This is a genomic window from Salmonella sp. SA14318 (genome assembly GCF_029866905.1).
In the GTDB taxonomy this organism is placed as follows: Bacteria; Pseudomonadota; Gammaproteobacteria; order Enterobacterales; family Enterobacteriaceae; genus Salmonella; species Salmonella enterica.
This window is the reverse complement of the sequence record NZ_CP123282.1, coordinates 1,400,837-1,417,747: the sequence shown is the minus strand read 5'-3', so window position 1 is coordinate 1,417,747 and position 16,911 is coordinate 1,400,837. Positions and strand designations below refer to the sequence as shown.

General features: G+C 54.3%; 17 protein-coding genes. 8 read left to right on the top strand and 9 right to left on the bottom strand.

Features of this window, described 5'->3' with window-relative positions:
* Both ligA and zipA read right to left on the bottom strand, forming a co-directional pair.
* Positions 1–2,016 carry an NAD-dependent DNA ligase LigA gene (ligA, locus tag QEN32_RS06645; protein WP_023215012.1) on the bottom strand — a complete coding sequence of 672 codons (2,016 nt, stop codon included), beginning with the start codon at positions 2,014–2,016 and terminating at the stop codon, positions 1–3.
* Positions 2,017–2,087: 71 nt separating this feature from the next.
* A complete protein-coding gene (gene zipA / locus QEN32_RS06640) occupies positions 2,088–3,074 on the bottom strand; it encodes a cell division protein ZipA (RefSeq protein ID WP_000983126.1) in 987 nt (328 codons plus the stop codon).
* 231 nt (positions 3,075–3,305) lie between these two features.
* Here zipA and cysZ point away from each other — a divergent pair, with 231 nt between their 5' ends.
* The 5 genes from cysZ (at position 3,306) to crr (ending at position 8,169) form a co-directional block, all read left to right on the top strand.
* A complete protein-coding gene (gene cysZ / locus QEN32_RS06635) occupies positions 3,306–4,067 on the top strand; it encodes a sulfate transporter CysZ (RefSeq protein WP_265322247.1) in 762 nt (253 codons plus the stop codon).
* A gap of 163 nt (positions 4,068–4,230) precedes the next feature.
* Positions 4,231–5,202, top strand: a complete 972-nt coding sequence (gene cysK / locus QEN32_RS06630) for a cysteine synthase A (protein ID WP_000036904.1) — start codon at positions 4,231–4,233, stop codon at positions 5,200–5,202.
* A 383-nt stretch (positions 5,203–5,585) separates the two neighbouring features.
* Positions 5,586–5,843 carry a phosphocarrier protein Hpr gene (ptsH, locus tag QEN32_RS06625; RefSeq protein WP_000487600.1) on the top strand — a complete coding sequence of 86 codons (258 nt, stop codon included), beginning with the start codon at positions 5,586–5,588 and terminating at the stop codon, positions 5,841–5,843.
* 48 nt (positions 5,844–5,891) lie between these two features.
* Entirely contained in the window at positions 5,892–7,619 is a 1,728-nt protein-coding gene (gene ptsI / locus QEN32_RS06620; protein ID WP_135369686.1) for a phosphoenolpyruvate-protein phosphotransferase PtsI, read from the top strand.
* Between the two features lie 40 nt (positions 7,620–7,659).
* Positions 7,660–8,169: a PTS glucose transporter subunit IIA gene (gene crr / locus QEN32_RS06615; RefSeq protein WP_000522253.1), complete on the top strand. Its 510-nt coding sequence runs from the start codon at positions 7,660–7,662 to the stop codon at positions 8,167–8,169.
* Positions 8,170–8,318: 149 nt separating this feature from the next.
* On the opposite strand, the gene QEN32_RS06610 is transcribed toward crr, so the two are convergent.
* Together QEN32_RS06610 and pdxK are read right to left on the bottom strand one after the other, a co-directional pair.
* Positions 8,319–8,558: a hypothetical protein gene (locus QEN32_RS06610; RefSeq protein ID WP_000844541.1), complete on the bottom strand. Its 240-nt coding sequence runs from the start codon at positions 8,556–8,558 to the stop codon at positions 8,319–8,321.
* A complete protein-coding gene (gene pdxK, locus QEN32_RS06605; protein ID WP_023206500.1) occupies positions 8,555–9,421 on the bottom strand; it encodes a pyridoxine/pyridoxal/pyridoxamine kinase in 867 nt (288 codons plus the stop codon). Before pdxK ends, QEN32_RS06610 begins: the two co-directional genes overlap by 4 nt.
* A gap of 82 nt (positions 9,422–9,503) precedes the next feature.
* Between pdxK and ptsJ the strand changes: the two genes are divergently transcribed.
* From ptsJ to QEN32_RS06590, 3 genes are read left to right on the top strand one after another with little or no spacing between them, the layout of a single operon-like run.
* The gene (gene ptsJ, locus QEN32_RS06600) at positions 9,504–10,796 is read left to right on the top strand and encodes a transcriptional regulator PtsJ (protein ID WP_265322246.1); all 1,293 of its coding nucleotides are present in this window, start codon (positions 9,504–9,506) and stop codon (positions 10,794–10,796) included.
* A gap of 14 nt (positions 10,797–10,810) precedes the next feature.
* The gene (locus tag QEN32_RS06595; RefSeq protein WP_001728959.1) at positions 10,811–11,530 is read left to right on the top strand and encodes a GMP synthase; all 720 of its coding nucleotides are present in this window, start codon (positions 10,811–10,813) and stop codon (positions 11,528–11,530) included.
* A 58-nt stretch (positions 11,531–11,588) separates the two neighbouring features.
* Positions 11,589–11,966: a YfeK family protein gene (locus QEN32_RS06590; protein WP_000710726.1), complete on the top strand. Its 378-nt coding sequence runs from the start codon at positions 11,589–11,591 to the stop codon at positions 11,964–11,966.
* A gap of 32 nt (positions 11,967–11,998) precedes the next feature.
* Here QEN32_RS06590 and cysM read toward each other — a convergent pair whose 3' ends face one another.
* The 5 genes from cysM to cysP all read right to left on the bottom strand — a co-directional run bounded on the left by cysM (position 11,999) and on the right by cysP (position 16,789).
* Positions 11,999–12,910 (bottom strand): cysteine synthase CysM, encoded by a 912-nt coding sequence (gene cysM, locus QEN32_RS06585; RefSeq protein ID WP_039590966.1) that lies wholly within the window; start codon positions 12,908–12,910, stop codon positions 11,999–12,001.
* Positions 12,911–12,977: 67 nt separating this feature from the next.
* Positions 12,978–14,075 carry a sulfate/thiosulfate ABC transporter ATP-binding protein CysA gene (gene cysA, locus QEN32_RS06580; RefSeq protein WP_000021076.1) on the bottom strand — a complete coding sequence of 366 codons (1,098 nt, stop codon included), beginning with the start codon at positions 14,073–14,075 and terminating at the stop codon, positions 12,978–12,980.
* On the bottom strand, positions 14,065–14,940 hold the full coding sequence (cysW, locus tag QEN32_RS06575) for a sulfate/thiosulfate ABC transporter permease CysW (protein WP_000852705.1): 876 nt from the start codon (positions 14,938–14,940) through the stop codon (positions 14,065–14,067). Before cysW ends, cysA begins: the two co-directional genes overlap by 11 nt.
* Positions 14,940–15,773 (bottom strand): sulfate/thiosulfate ABC transporter permease CysT, encoded by an 834-nt coding sequence (cysT, locus tag QEN32_RS06570; protein ID WP_000881746.1) that lies wholly within the window; start codon positions 15,771–15,773, stop codon positions 14,940–14,942. The genes cysW and cysT overlap by 1 nt, the downstream gene beginning before the upstream one ends.
* Entirely contained in the window at positions 15,773–16,789 is a 1,017-nt protein-coding gene (gene cysP, locus QEN32_RS06565; RefSeq protein ID WP_000290281.1) for a thiosulfate/sulfate ABC transporter substrate-binding protein CysP, read from the bottom strand. The genes cysT and cysP overlap by 1 nt, the downstream gene beginning before the upstream one ends.
* Positions 16,790–16,911 lie beyond the last annotated feature (122 nt).

Here is a 16,911-nt window from a genome sequence, read left to right as displayed (position 1 = left end):
TCAGGCATCCAGTAAGCGGATCATTTCCGCTTCATCAATCACGGTAATACCCAGTTCCTGCGCTTTTGCCAGTTTGGAACCCGCCGCTTCACCGGCAATCACCAGATCGGTTTTCTTCGATACGCTGCCTGCCACTTTCGCGCCCAGCGCCACTAAACGCGCTTTAGCGTCATCGCGGGACATCTGGCTCAGGCTACCGGTTAGTACCACGGTTTTACCGGCAAATGGGCTATCGATCTCTTGCACATTAATGACTACCGGCGCGGGCCAGTGAACCCCTTCCGCCAGTAGCTGCCCAATCACATCACGATTACTCTCTTCGGCAAAAAAGTTAAAGACGTGCGTAGCGACCACAATCCCCACGTCAGGTACTTTCTGCAACTCGTCAATGGTGGCGGCCTGCAGCGCCTCCAGCGTGCCGAAATAAGCCGCCAGCCCCGCCGCCGTCGCTTCACCCACTTCACGGATGCCCAGCGCATAGAGAAAACGCGCAAAGGTCGTCGCTTTGGCTTTTTCCAGCGCGTTAACAACATTTTGCGCGGACTTTGGCCCCATTCGGTCCAGGCCGGTCAGTTTACCCGCCGTCAGACGGAACAGATCCGCTGGCGTATGGACATACTCCCTTTCCACCAGTTGGTCGATGATCTTATCGCCCATCCCGTCTACATCCATTGCCCGGCGCGACACAAAATGTTTTAGCGACTCTTTACGCTGCGCGCCGCAAATCAGCCCGCCGGTACAACGGGTAACGGCTTCGCCTTCGACGCGCTCTACGTCCGATCCGCACACCGGACAGTGCGTTGGAAACACAATTGGACGCGTCTCTTCAGGGCGTTCGGACAGAACCACGTTGACCACCTGAGGGATCACATCTCCTGCCCGACGGATAACCACCTTATCGCCAATGCGCAAGCCAAGCCGTTCAATTTCATCGGCATTATGCAACGTGGCATTGCTGACCAGCACACCAGCCACCTGAACCGGTTCCAGACGCGCCACCGGCGTAATCGCCCCGGTACGCCCTACCTGAAACTCAACGTCGCGCACAAAAGTCATCTGCTCCTGAGCAGGAAATTTAAACGCCACCGCCCAGCGCGGCGCGCGGGCCACAAAGCCCAGCTGTTCCTGCAAAGCCAGCGAGTTGACCTTAATCACCACGCCGTCGATATCAAAACCGAGCGTGGGGCGATCTTTTTCGACGTTGTGATAAAAATCCAGTACCGCCTGGGGAGAATCGCACAGCGTCACGCGATCGCTGACCGGTAACCCCCACGCTTTAAATTGCAGCAAACGTCCCAGATGCGTATCCGGCAACTCGCCGCCTTCCAGAATACCGACGCCGTAGCAGAAAAATGTTAGCGGTCGCTTCGCCGTAATACGCGGATCGAGCTGACGCAACGAGCCCGCCGCCGCGTTACGCGGATTAGCAAACACTTTGCCGCCAGTACGGCGCGCGTCTTCATTGATCTTTTCGAACCCGGCCTGCGGTAAAAATACCTCTCCGCGAACTTCAAGACGCGCCGGAATATTATCGCCGTGCAGCTTTAACGGAATGGCGCGAATCGTGCGCACGTTTGAAGTGATATCTTCACCGGTGGTGCCGTCGCCACGCGTCGCAGCGCTCACCAGCACGCCGTTTTCATACAGAATGCTGACCGCCAGGCCATCCAGTTTTAGCTCGCAGCACCAGATGACATTTTCCGTGCTTTTTAGACGATCCTGCACTCGCTTGTTAAACGCCAGGAAGCTTTCTTCATCAAATACGTTATCGAGCGACAGCATCGGTACTTCATGGCGAATCTGGTTGAATGCCGTCAGCGGCGCCGCGCCAACGCGCTGCGTGGGCGAATCCGGCGTGATAAGGTCCGGACGTTGCGCCTCCAGCTCTCGCAGTTCCCGCATCAGGCGGTCATATTCGGCGTCGGGAATCTCTGGCGCATCCATCACATGATACAGATATTCATGATGGCGAAGCGTGGTTCGCAGTTCTGTCAGTTGTTGTTCGATTGGTTCCATATCACACCATCAATGATAAAAAACCCCCGACAGGCGGGGGTTACGTTAAAAATGTCACACCTGCGTTAACCTCAGGCGTTAGCGTCCATCACCTCGCGGATGCGGTCCTGATATTCGCGCAGTTTCTGCGGCGTCATCATCCGACGCTGGTCATCCAGCACGACGCCACCGACCTCATCAGCGATATGCTGCGCGGATTGCAGCATCAGCTTGAAGTTCTGCAGCGCATCGCCGTAAGACGGTACCTGCATAAAGATAGTGACGCCAGGCGTAGTGAAGTCCGTCATTTCAGGATCGAACGTTCCCGGATTGACCATATTCGCGAGACTGAACAAGGCCGGGCCGCTGCCGTCCGGGCTCAAATGACGATGGAAAATATTCATATCGCCAAATTTAAAGCCTGACTGCTGAATACTGTTCAGTAACACTTCACCATTAAGCTCGCTGCCATGATGGGCCGCGACGTTCATAATGATGACCGCCTCTTTACGCTGCGGTTTTTCCACAACCGGCGCTTCTTCCACTACCGGTTCCGCCTCAACCACAGGTTCCGCAGGCTGGAAGGTTTGCGCTGATGGCGGCGGCGCGGGCTGCGCAACAGGCTGCGGCGCTTGCGACGGCGGTGCAGGCTGCTGTTGCGGCGGCTGTACCGGCGGCGCAGATGGCTGAACCTGCTGAGGCTGCGGCGCAGGTTGGACCGGTTGCTGAACCGGCTGTTGCATCGGCGCTTGCGGCTGCGGCGGCGCCGCTGGACGCGGTTGCGCAGACGCATAAGGCGGCTGGTACTGGTGTTGCGGCGACTGACGAGGGGCATCATGCTCCTGCGACTGGCCGGGGGCATGATTTACGCGGTGAACACGAACTTCACCCACGCCTTCGTCTTCTTCGACATCGTCGTCATACGAGTCGTCGTCGCGTTTCGATTTCATGCGTTTTAGTGGACGATCGCGGAACATAGAAGATCGTTCTTTACGGCTGGTCCAGAAACCATGTACCAGTAAAGCGATTATGGCGATCGCGCCAACAATGATTAATATCAGACGCAAATCCTGCATCATTATATTCTCTGTTGTTCTAACACCTTGCCACCACGGCAAACATTTACTCACTAAGAGTATTTGCCGATTACGTCAAGTGCAAGTGTACTGTTGGCTTTCGCAGCATAAAGATGAAGGAAAATGTGCTTTTTGCTGTTTTTTCGAACATTTCCGAACTATCCACCGTCTGATAACCGGGTAAGATATCCCACGTTTACCCAGGGCTTTAAGAAAAAGGAGTATGTCCTGAATATGGTTTCATCATCCACAACCGTACCACGTAGCGGCGTCTATTATTTCTCGCAAGGATGGAAGTTAGTCACCCTACCGGGAATCCGCCGCGTTGTTATTTTACCTTTGCTGGTCAACATTGTGCTGATGGGCGGCGCATTTTGGTGGCTGTTTACCCAACTTGACGCCTGGATACCTTCGTTGATGAGTCATGTGCCGGACTGGCTGCAATGGCTGAGCTATCTGCTGTGGCCGATTGCGGTTATTTCTGTTCTGCTGGTCTTTGGCTATTTTTTCTCTACCCTCGCCAACTGGATCGCCGCACCGTTTAACGGCCTTTTAGCCGAACAGCTTGAGGCGCGGTTAACCGGCGCAACGCCGCCAGATACCGGCATACTCGGCATCATGAAAGATGTACCGCGCATTATGAAACGTGAATGGCAAAAGCTGGCGTGGTATCTGCCGCGCGCTATCGTGCTGCTGGTTCTCTATTTTATTCCTGGCATTGGCCAAACCATCGCGCCGGTGCTGTGGTTTTTGTTCAGCGCCTGGATGCTGGCGATCCAGTATTGCGACTACCCGTTTGATAACCACAAAGTGCCGTTTAAAACGATGCGCGCCGCGTTGCGCACGCAGAAGGTGGCGAATATGCAATTTGGCGCGCTCACCAGCCTCTTTACGATGATTCCGGTGCTTAACCTGTTCATTATGCCTGTCGCCGTCTGTGGCGCGACGGCAATGTGGGTTGATTGCTGGCGTGCTAAGCACGCGTTATGGAAATAACGTAAAAATGTATAAATAAGAGATGGCTTATGCTGTCTCTTATTCCATACTGATAACCATTATTCCCCATCAGCATATAGATATGCGAAATCCTTACTTCCCCATATCTGGCTGGAAGGTATGCTGGGAAGGTATCCCAATTTCATACAGTTAAGGACAGGCCATGAGTAAGATTTATGAAGATAACTCGCTGACTATCGGTCATACGCCGCTGGTTCGACTGAACCGTATCGGTAATGGACGCATTCTGGCGAAGGTGGAGTCGCGCAACCCGAGCTTCAGCGTCAAGTGCCGTATCGGCGCCAATATGATTTGGGATGCCGAAAAGCGTGGCGTACTGAAACCTGGCGTGGAACTGGTCGAGCCGACCAGCGGCAATACCGGTATTGCGCTGGCGTATGTCGCCGCCGCGCGCGGTTACAAACTCACCCTGACCATGCCGGAGACCATGAGCATTGAACGCCGCAAGCTACTCAAAGCATTAGGCGCGAATCTGGTGCTGACCGAAGGGGCGAAAGGGATGAAAGGCGCGATTCAGAAAGCCGAAGAAATTGTCGCCAGCGATCCGCAAAAATATCTCCTGCTCCAGCAGTTCAGCAACCCTGCCAACCCGGAAATCCATGAAAAAACCACCGGCCCGGAAATCTGGGAAGACACCGATGGTCAGGTGGATGTGTTTATCTCCGGCGTCGGCACTGGTGGTACGTTAACCGGCGTCACGCGTTATATCAAAGGGACGAAGGGTAAAACCGATCTTATCACCGTTGCGGTAGAACCCACTGACTCCCCGGTTATCGCCCAGGCGCTGGCTGGTGAAGAGATCAAACCGGGCCCGCATAAAATTCAGGGCATCGGCGCAGGCTTCATCCCAGGCAACCTGGATCTGAAACTGATTGATAAAGTGGTTGGCATCACCAATGAAGAAGCCATTTCTACCGCGCGCCGTCTGATGGAAGAGGAAGGTATTCTGGCGGGAATTTCTTCCGGCGCCGCAGTTGCTGCAGCGCTTAAGCTGCAGGAAGATGAAAGCTTTACCAATAAGAATATTGTGGTTATCCTACCCTCATCAGGTGAGCGTTATCTGAGCACCGCGTTGTTCGCCGATCTCTTTACTGAGAAAGAACTGCAACAGTGATGCCAGCATGTTAAAAACGCGTAAAAAAGCACCTTTTTGGGTGCTTTTTTGTGGCCTGCTTCAAACTTTCACCTCACCTGGCATTGATTCACCCTGCCGGAACTGGTATTTAACCAGACTAATTATTTTGATGCGCGAAATTAATCGTTACAGGAAAAGCGTTAGCTGAATCGATTTTATGATTTGGTTCAAATCTTCCTTTCGCGGCATAATGTTTAATGACGAGCGAAACGTCAGCGGCCATAAGTTGCCAGCAACGGATTGCGTAGAACACCTTTTGTGTCGCGTCCCGTTTACGCCGGCGCTAACAATACAGGCTAAAGTTGAGCCGCCAGGCTAGACTTTAGTTCCACAACACTAAACCTATAAGTTGGGGAAATACAATGTTCCAGCAAGAAGTTACCATTACCGCTCCGAACGGTCTGCACACCCGCCCTGCTGCTCAGTTTGTTAAAGAAGCAAAAGGCTTCACTTCTGAGATTACTGTGACTTCCAACGGCAAAAGCGCCAGCGCGAAAAGCCTGTTTAAACTGCAGACTCTGGGCCTGACTCAAGGCACCGTCGTCACCATCTCCGCAGAAGGTGAAGATGAGCAGAAAGCGGTTGAACATCTGGTCAAACTGATGGCGGAACTCGAGTAAGTTTTTTTCCGGGTTCTTTTAAAAATCAGTCACAAGTAAGGTAGGGTTATGATTTCAGGCATTTTAGCATCCCCGGGTATCGCTTTCGGCAAAGCACTGCTGCTGAAAGAAGACGAAATCGTCATTGACCGGAAAAAAATTTCTGCCGACAAGGTTGATCAGGAAGTTGAACGTTTTCTGAGCGGTCGTGCCAAGGCATCTGCGCAACTGGAAGCGATCAAGACAAAAGCTGGTGAAACGTTCGGTGAAGAAAAAGAAGCCATCTTTGAAGGGCATATTATGCTGCTCGAAGATGAGGAGCTGGAGCAGGAAATCATAGCCCTGATTAAAGATAAGCACATGACGGCTGACGCAGCCGCACATGAAGTTATCGAAGGTCAGGCCACTGCCCTGGAAGAACTGGATGACGAATACCTGAAAGAGCGTGCGGCTGACGTACGTGATATTGGTAAGCGCCTGCTGCGCAACATCCTGGGTCTGGCCATTATCGATCTGAGCGCGATTCAGGAAGAAGTTATCCTGGTTGCCGCTGACCTGACGCCGTCAGAAACTGCACAGCTGAACCTGCAGAAAGTGCTGGGCTTCATCACCGACGCGGGCGGACGCACGTCTCATACCTCCATCATGGCGCGTTCTCTGGAACTGCCAGCGATCGTAGGTACCGGTAGCGTCACCTCTCAGGTGAAAAACGGCGACTATCTGATTCTGGATGCCGTAAACAACCAGGTTTACGTCAACCCGACCAACGATGTTATTGAGCAACTGCGCGCCGTCCAGGAGCAGGTTGCGACCGAGAAAGCGGAACTCGCAAAACTGAAAGATCTGCCGGCAATCACGCTGGATGGACATCAGGTTGAAGTTTGCGCCAACATCGGTACCGTTCGCGACGTTGAAGGCGCTGAGCGTAACGGCGCGGAAGGCGTTGGTCTGTATCGTACTGAATTCCTGTTCATGGATCGCGACGCGCTGCCGACGGAAGAAGAGCAGTTTACCGCCTATAAAGCGGTCGCTGAAGCGTGCGGCTCGCAGGCGGTTATCGTCCGTACCATGGACATTGGCGGCGACAAAGAGCTGCCGTACATGAACTTCCCGAAAGAAGAGAACCCGTTCCTGGGCTGGCGCGCCGTGCGTATCGCCATGGATCGCAAAGAGATCCTGCGTGACCAGGTTCGCGCGATTCTGCGTGCCTCCGCTTTCGGTAAATTGCGCATTATGTTCCCGATGATCATCTCTGTTGAAGAAGTTCGCGCGCTGCGCAAAGAGATTGAAATCTACAAACAGGAACTGCGTGACGAAGGTAAAGCATTTGACGAAAGCATTGAGATTGGCGTGATGGTGGAAACACCGGCTGCGGCGACAATTGCGCGTCATTTAGCCAAAGAAGTTGATTTCTTTAGTATCGGCACCAATGATTTAACGCAGTACACCCTGGCAGTTGACCGTGGTAATGATATGATTTCACACCTTTACCAGCCAATGTCACCGTCCGTACTGAACTTGATCAAGCAAGTTATTGATGCTTCTCATGCTGAAGGTAAATGGACTGGCATGTGTGGTGAGCTTGCAGGCGACGAACGTGCTACACTTCTGTTGCTGGGGATGGGTCTGGACGAATTCTCTATGAGCGCCATTTCTATCCCGCGCATTAAGAAGATTATCCGTAACACGAACTTCGAAGATGCGAAGGTGTTAGCAGAGCAGGCTCTTGCTCAACCGACAACGGACGAGTTAATGACGCTGGTTAACAAGTTCATTGAAGAAAAAACAATCTGCTAATCCACGAGATGCGGCCCAATTTACTGCTTAGGAGAAGATCATGGGTTTGTTCGATAAACTAAAATCTCTGGTTTCTGATGATAAGAAAGACACCGGAACTATTGAGATTGTTGCCCCGCTCTCTGGCGAGATCGTCAACATCGAAGACGTGCCGGATGTAGTTTTTGCTGAAAAAATCGTTGGTGATGGCATCGCTATCAAACCAACCGGTAACAAAATGGTCGCCCCTGTTGACGGTACCATCGGCAAAATCTTTGAAACCAACCATGCGTTCTCTATCGAATCCGATAGCGGCATTGAGCTGTTCGTTCACTTCGGTATCGACACCGTTGAGCTGAAAGGCGAAGGCTTCAAGCGTATTGCTGAAGAAGGTCAGCGCGTGAAAGTTGGCGATCCGGTCATCGAGTTCGATCTGCCGTTGCTGGAAGAAAAAGCCAAGTCTACCCTGACTCCGGTTGTTATCTCCAACATGGATGAAATCAAAGAACTGATCAAACTGTCCGGTAGCGTGACCGTGGGTGAAACTCCGGTTATCCGCATTAAGAAGTAATTCTTGCCGCAGTGAAGAATGGCGCCTTTGGGCGCCATTTTTTTTGCCTGTACTTGCGCCGCCATCCGGCGATGGTGCAGCGCACTGCCTGATGGCGCTACGCTTATCAGGCCTACAAGGTTGCGAACATTTCAGCGCCAATCCACGGGTTACAACTGCGAGGTCACCGGGCGAAAGCACTTCTCGCGCATCAGGATCTTCATCCCATCCGGGCCACTCTCCAGCATCCTGCGTTCGGAATCGGACACTTGCAACTCGCACTGATAGCCGCCAGTGATGCCAAACATCGCCCGCGCTACGCAAATATCTTCCAGCGCGTCCAGCCCGCTCGTTTCAAAATGCCCCACGATACGTCCCTGCTGGCGAACGACCAGCCGATAACTCTTCATCGCGCCTCCCCTGCCGGCGGCAGAATTAACTCATCACAGCCACACTGCTGTGTCCAGGTCATCACCTCCAGCACGCGCTGCGCCGCATCTTTTGCCGCGGTCGTCAGTTTTTTTCCCTGCACAATACCGCTGACCAGCTCGGCGCAGAAGAGATCTCCCGTCCCTTTTAATTCCGTCGCCACCCGCGGATGAGAAAAGACCTCCACGACCTGCGCGGTAACGACGGCAACCGTTATGGTCTCCAGAGATTCGCCCGGCGCGCTGGTGATAACCACCCATTTCAGCGTATCGGAAAGCAGCGATTGCGCCGCCGCCACCGCCTCTTCCAGCGTGCGACACGGTTTACCACTCAGCATCTCCAGCTCAAATACGTTCGGCGTTAGCCCCTGCGCCTGCGGCAACAAATGTGTGCGATAAGCCTGCGGAATTTCCGCCTGCACATACATTCCACTGTCGGTATCGCCAATGACCGGATCGACAAGAATACACACCTCCGGATGCGAAGCCCGGATCGCCATTAGCCACTTCGAAAGCAAGACAATTTGGTCTGCGCTGCCCATGTAACCGGTGGTAATCGCTTTTAATTCACGTAACGCATCGCGCTCATTCAACGCCGTAAGGTAACCTGCAAACCACTCGGCGGGAATAATGCCGCCATAAAAGGTTTTATAGTGCGGCGTATTGCTGAACAGCACCGTCGGGACCGCCGTCACGCGTAATCCCTGCGCTTTAATGGCCGGAACAGCGATACTGTTGCCTACGCTGCCGTACACGACCTGTGACTGGACGGCGACGATATCGGTCTGTAACGCCCGATGGTTGTCGTCGAAGAGCACTGACTGAATATCACTCTCTTGTCCCATAAAATTTTCCTCTCGCTGGACAGCAGGCTACCGCCTCATTATCATTGTCATATGCTAAAATTCATTTTGTCATAGGTCAATAATGATCGACGGAAAAACCGCTAACGAAATTTTTGACAGTATCCGTCAACACATTATCGCCGGCACGTTACGGGCGAAGGATTCGCTCCCGCCGGTACGGGAGCTGGCAAGCGAATTAAAGGTGAACCGCAATACCGTCGCAGCGGCGTATAAACGGCTGATAACGGCGGGACTGGCGCAAAGTTTAGGCCGCAATGGGACGGTGATTAAAGGCAGTCCGTCTCCCGTAGCACTGGAAGGCGGCGATCCGCATACGCCTCTGCACGACCTTTCCGGCGGCAATCCCGATCCGCAGCGTCTGCCTGACCTTAGCCGTTATTTTGCCCGTCTCAGCCGCACGCCGCATCTCTACGGCGATGCGCCCGTTTCCCCTGAACTACACGCCTGGGCGGCGCGCTGGCTACGGGATGCCACCCCCGTCGCAGGTGAAATTGATATCACCAGCGGAGCTATCGACGCTATCGAAAGACTGCTTTGCGCACATCTGCTGCCGGGCGACAGCGTCGCGGTGGAAGATCCCTGTTTTTTAAGCAGTATCAATATGCTGCGCTATGCCGGTTTTAGCGCCAACCCGGTCAGTGTGGATAGCGAAGGAATGCAGCCTGAAAAGCTGGAACAGGCGCTAAACCAGGGCGCGCGGGCAGTGATCTTAACGCCGCGCGCGCACAACCCTACCGGCTGTAGCCTGAGCGCTCGCCGCGCCGCTGCGCTGCAAAATATGCTGGCGCGTTACCCTCAGGTACTGGTCATTATCGACGATCACTTCGCTCTACTTTCTTCGTCGCCCTGGCAGCCGGTTATTGCGCAGACAACGCAACACTGGGCGGTGATACGCTCCGTTTCCAAAGCCCTCGGCCCTGATTTACGTCTTGCTATTGTCGCCAGCGACAGCGCGACCTCGGCAAAACTTCGGCTGCGGCTAAATGCCGGTAGTCAGTGGGTCAGCCATCTGTTACAGGATCTGGTCTACGCCTGCCTGACCGACCCTGAGTATCAGCACAGGCTGGCGCAAACGCGGCTGTTTTACGCCGCCCGGCAACAAAAACTGGCCCGCGCCCTACAGCAATATGGCATCGCCATTTCTCCCGGCGACGGCGTGAATGCCTGGCTCCCGCTGGACACCCATAGCCAGGCTACCGCGTTTACGCTGGCAAAATCCGGCTGGCTGGTACGTGAGGGAGAAGCCTTTGGCGTAAGCGCGCCGTCTCACGGTCTACGTATCACGCTGTCGACATTAAATGACAGCGAGATCAACACGCTGGCGGCTGATATCCATCAGGCGCTAAATCGCTAACAGGAGAAAATAACGTGCGAGTTCATTTTGTTGTCCATGAGTCGTTTGAATCCGCTGGCGCTTATCTGAAATGGGCTGAAGATCGCGGTTATACCATTTCATGGTCGCGCGTCTATGCCGGAGAAGCGCTACCGCCCAATGCCGATGAGTTCGATATGCTCGTGGTATTTGGCGGTCCGCAGTCGCCGCGCACCACCCGCGAAGAGTGCCCGTACTTTGACTCTCGCGCCGAACAGCACTTAATTAATCAGGCGATTACGGCCCGGCGAATGGTTATCGGCATTTGTCTTGGTTCGCAGCTCATTGGCGAGGCGCTGGGCGCCGCTGTGTGCCAAAGTCCGGAAAAAGAGATTGGTCACTACCCTATTACGCTCACTGAAGCCGGTCTGCGGCATCCGCTTATCGCCCACTTTGGCTCCCCGTTAACCGTCGGCCACTGGCACAACGATATGCCAGGACTCACCGATCAGGCGACCGTGCTGGCCGAAAGCGAAGGCTGTCCACGTCAGATAGTGCAGTACGGCAATTTTGTCTACGGCTTCCAGTGTCATATGGAATTTACCGCTGAGGCGGTTGAAGGATTAATCCAACATTCGCAGCAGGAGCTGGCCGACGCGCAAGGGAAGCGTTTTATCCGCTCGGTCGCCGAGATGCGCGCATGGGATTACCAGCAGATGAATGAAAAGCTGTGGCGTTTTCTGGATGAACTCACGCTGGCGCACTCACAGAAATAACCCCACCAGGAGTGCAACTTATTACCCGGCTAACGGTCTGAGGTGCAGTAATTATCGCATGAAAAAGGATTTTACCATGAAGAAAATTGTCTGCGCCGTCGTTGCGCTCCTGCTGGCCCTACCCGCCTGGGCGAAGCTAAACGCCCACGAAGAAGCGCGCATTAACGCCATGCTTAATGCGCTGGCGCAGAAAAAGGATCTGACATTCGTTCGTAACGGTGATGCGCATAACTGCGAGGAAGCCGTATCGCACCTGCGCTTAAAACTGGGCAACACGCGCAATCGTATCGACACCGCCGAACAGTTTATCGATAAAGTCGCGTCGTCGTCGTCCATCACCGGAAAGCCCTATATCGTTAAAATTCCCGGTAAAAGCGATGAAAACGCGCAGCCTTATTTACATGCGCTTATTGCGGAAACGGATAAAACGCTATAACACACGGGTGTCATACGACGATGGCACCTCGTTTAAATCCCTGCCCCCTGGCTGAAATGCTCTTCACCAAACACGCCGGTCGAAAGGTAACGGTCGCCGCGATCGCAGATGATCGCCACCACTATCGCGCCGGGCGTGGCTCGTGCGACGCGTAACGCGCCCGCTACCGCGCCGCCGGAACTCACGCCGCAGAAAATGCCTTCACGAACGGCCAGTTCACGCATGGTGTTTTCGGCATCATTCTGGTGAATATCCAGCACCTCATCTACCAGCGAGGCGTTAAAAATGCCCGGCATATATTCCGCAGGCCAGCGGCGAATGCCCGGAATACTGCTGCCCTCTTCCGGCTGCAGGCCAACGATGGTGACCGGTTTTTCCTGCTCGCGCAGAAAACGCGACACGCCGGTAATGGTGCCGGTCGTGCCCATGCTGGAGACAAAATGCGTTACCCGCCCCTGCGTTTGCCGCCAGATTTCCGGGCCGGTGGTGGTGTAGTGAGCGTAGGGATTATCAGGATTATTAAACTGATCGAGCAGTTTGCCCTCGCCTCGTTCAGACATAGCGAGCGCTAAATCGCGCGCCCCTTCCATTCCCTGCTCTTTAGTGACCAGAATCAGTTCCGCGCCATAGGCCCGCATTGCCGCCCGACGCTCCTGGCTCATGTTGTCCGGCATCAACAGCTTCATGCGATAACCTTTCAGCGCGGCAATCATCGCCAGCGCAATGCCAGTGTTGCCGCTGGTCGCTTCAATCAGGACATCGCCCGGTTTAATTTCACCACGCTTTTCCGCCTCGACAATCATCGATAGCGCCGCGCGATCTTTCACCGATCCTGCCGGATTATTGCCTTCCAGCTTGACCCAGATTTCACTGCCGTTATCCGGCCCCAGACGTTGTAATTTGACCAGCGGCGTATTGCCGATGGTTTGTTCTAATGTATTCACGTTTTCAGCTCGTAAAAAAGCCCGGTATGCGTAGCGCCACCGGGCGATAACTATACAAATTAACCTATCAGGCCGATTGCGCCAGAGCAAGTTCCTCTTCACGCGTTTCAATACGCTGGTCGCCGTTATACAGACGCGCTTTTTGCAGTCCAACAAACAAACGCTCGCCGCGAACCGGAACATCCTCACCCGCCATCACCACCGTCAGCGGATCGTGATACCACCCCAGCGGCTGTACCACTAACTGTGTATAGTGACCTTTCGGGCTGGCCTCAATGACCTGTACTGGTAGCGGAGAATCCAGGCTGGTGCGGCGGCTAATATCCACCTCCCACGGACGCAGGAACAGATCGACCGGCCCCTGGTACGCGGGCGTATAACCCAGCGGCCAGCGATGCGCGCCAACGTGAAACTGCCCGCCGCGGACGGTGCCTGTCAGGCGGTTCACCTCGCCCATAAACTCCAGTACGAAGCGGGTTGCCGGTTCACGCCACACCCGATCCGGCGCATCAGCCTGTTCGATATTGCCCTGACTCATCACCACCACCCGATCCGCCACTTCCGTCGCTTCTTCCTGATCGTGGGTGACAAAGACGCTGGTGAATTTCAGTTCTTCATGTAGCTGGCGCAACCAGCGACGTAACTCTTTACGTACCTGGGCATCCAGCGCGCCAAAGGGTTCATCCAGCAGTAGAATTTGCGGTTCCACGGCAAGCGCGCGCGCCAGCGCCACGCGCTGTTTTTGTCCGCCGGAAAGCTGGGCGGGGAAGCGATCCGCGAGGTGCGCCAGTTGCACCATCTCCAGCAATTGCGTCACTTTCGTTTTAATCGCCGCCGCAGTTGGGCGGTCGCGTCGCGGCAGCACCGTCAGGCCAAAAGCGATGTTGTCAAACACCGTCATATGGCGAAACAGCGCATAGTGCTGAAACACAAAACCGACTTTACGCTCACGCGCGTGCAGGCGGCTAACGTCCGTACCGTGGAAACGAATATGACCGCTGGACTGATGCTCCAGCCCGGCAATAATGCGCAGCAGCGTCGTTTTGCCGGAACCTGACGGCCCCAACAAGGCAACCATCTGGCCGGAAGGAATATCCAGCGAGATATCATTCAGTACCTGAGTGCGACCAAAGGATTTCTTAATTCTGGCGATCTCAATGCTCATGATTTTCCTCCTGTTGCGCGCGTTTTTCCTGATTCTCCAGACGCCATTGCAACATGCTCTTCAAAAACAGGGTAATAATCGCCATTAGCGTCAACAATGCGGCGGCGGTAAAGGAGCCGACGGTGTTGTAGTCCTGCTCCAGTAATTCAATCTGTAACGGTAGCGATAACGTTTCGCCGCGAATCGAGCCGGACACCACCGACACCGCGCCAAACTCGCCAATCGCGCGGGCGTTGGTTAATACCACGCCGTAGAGTAGCGCCCAGCGAATATTCGGCAACGTCACGCGGCGAAACATTTGCCAGCCGGATGCGCCCAGTAAAATCGCCGCCTCATCTTCCTGGCTGCCCTGGCTGAGCATCACTGGCACCAGTTCGCGCACCACAAACGGGCAGGTGACAAAAATAGTGACCAGTACCATCCCCGGCCAGGAGAACATCATTTGCAAATTATGCTCATCCAGCCAGCCGCCCAACGGGCCGTTGGAACCATAAAACAACAGATAAACCAGACCGGCCACCACCGGTGAGACGGCAAAGGGAATATCCAGCAGGGTCAGCAGTAGCTGACGTCCGGGGAAGTTAAAGCGCGTCACCAGCCACGCCAGCAGAATACCGAACACCAGATTCACCGGCACTGCGATCAAGGCAATCAACACCGTCAGCCAGATGGCGTGCAGCATGTCCGGATCGGCCAGATTTTGCAGTACCGGCATTAACCCTTTGCTGAACGCCTGCACGAAGATGTAAATCATCGGCACCAGCAGGATAAAGGCCGAAACGAGCATCCCGACGCCAATCAAAAACCATTTTCCCCAGTTAATACGGGGGACGTCGTATCGCTTCAATTGAGTCACTTCCGCCATTAATGACCTACCACACGTCGACCAAAGCGACTTTGCAGAGTGTTAATTGAGAACAGCAGCAGCAGTGATGCCGCAAGGATCACCGAGGCAATGGCGCTGGCGGCGGGGTAATCAAACTCCTGCAAACGCACAAAAATCATCAGCGAGGTCACTTCTGTTTTCCAGGCGATATTTCCGGCGATAAAAATCACCGCGCCAAACTCGCCCAGGCTACGGGTAAAAGAGAGCGCCACGCCGGCAATCAGCGCAGGCGACAGCTCAGGCAGCACGACTTTGCGAAAACTTTGCAGGCGGGTGGCCCCCAGGGTTTGTGCCGCTTCTTCATATTCCGGCCCCAGCTCTTCCAGTACCGGCTGGACGGTGCGTACCACAAATGGAATGCTGGTAAAGGCCATCGCCACCGCAATGCCGAGCCAGGTATAGGTCACTTTGATATCAAACTGCGCAAGAAACTGACCGTAGAAACCGTTCACAGAGAACAGCGAGGCCAGCGTTAACCCCGCTACCGCTGTCGGCAGCGCAAACGGCAGATCCATCAGCGCATCCAGCAACGTGCGCCCCGGAAAACGGTAGCGGGTTAAAATCCACGCCATCAGCAGACCAAACACGCCGTTAAAAATCGATGCCACAAATGCCGCCAGTAGCGTCACTTTATAGGCAGCCACCACCTGAGGGTTGGTCACGACATCCCAGTATTGCGACCAGCTCATCTGTGAGAGCTGCATCACCAGCGCGCTCAACGGCAACAGCAGGATCAGGCAGACAAACAGCAAACTGGTGCCGAGGCTTAACGTAAAGCCGGGCAGCACGCGTCGGGAAGAAACGGCAAGCATTACTTACGCCCCGCCGCCAACAGTTTGTCCAGCTCGCCGCCGCTGGCAAAGTGCGTTTTCATCACTTCCGGCCAGGAACCAAACTTGTCTTCCACGCGGAACAGTTCGGTCTGCGGGAATTTATCTGCTTGCTTGCCCATGATTTCCGGGTTATTCACGCGGTAGTAGTAATGGGTGATGATGGTCTGCGCCTGCGGGCTATACAGCCAGTTCAGGTAAGCTTTGGCGGCTTTTTCTGTGCCGTTGGCCTGCACGTTTTTATCTACCCAGGCAACCGGGAATTCAGCAAGAATGTTCGTTTTCGGGATCACCACTTCAAATCCCTGGGCTTCATATTGTTTGCGGATGTTGTTCACTTCCGATTCAAAACTAATCAGCACATCGCCCAGACCACGCTCGGCAAAGGTAGTCGTAGCGCCGCGACCGCCGGTATCAAACACTTCGACGTTTTTCAGGAACTGGGTCATAAACTGTTCGGTTTTGGCTTTATCGCTGCCGTCCGCGTTATCCGCTGCGCCCCATGCCGCCAGATACGTGTAACGGGCGTTGCCGGAGGTTTTCGGGTTAGGGAAAATCAGCTTCACGTCGGAACGTACAAGATCGCTCCAGTCGTGAATATTTTTCGGGTTCCCCTTGCGCACCAGGAAGCCCATCGTGGAATAGAATGGCGAACTGTTGTTCGGCAGACGGCTTTGCCAGTCGGCAGGGATCAGTTTGCCTTTATCATGGAGAATCTGTACGTCGGTCACCTGATTGTAGGTGACGACGTCTGCCTTCAGTCCCTGCAAAATCGCCAGCGCCTGTTTTGATGACCCGGCATGAGACTGCTTAATCGTCAGCTTATCGCCGCCGTTATCCTTCGCCCATTGTTGCTCAAACGGTGGGTTAAGGGCGGCAAACAGCTCGCGGGAGACATCGTATGAGCTGTTCAGCAGCTCCGTTGCCTGCGCCTGCCCTGCCAGTAACAGCATTGCTGCCAGCGTCAGGGGTCTCTTTTTCAGTAAGTTAACGGCCATTGCGCACCCTTATAAATTTAATGACTTTCTTATGGTCATCATATTTATAACCAGCGCTAAAGGAGTAACGGTTTTATATACCGTTTGATGATTTGAAAGTTGAAAAGGGAATAAGAGAATCC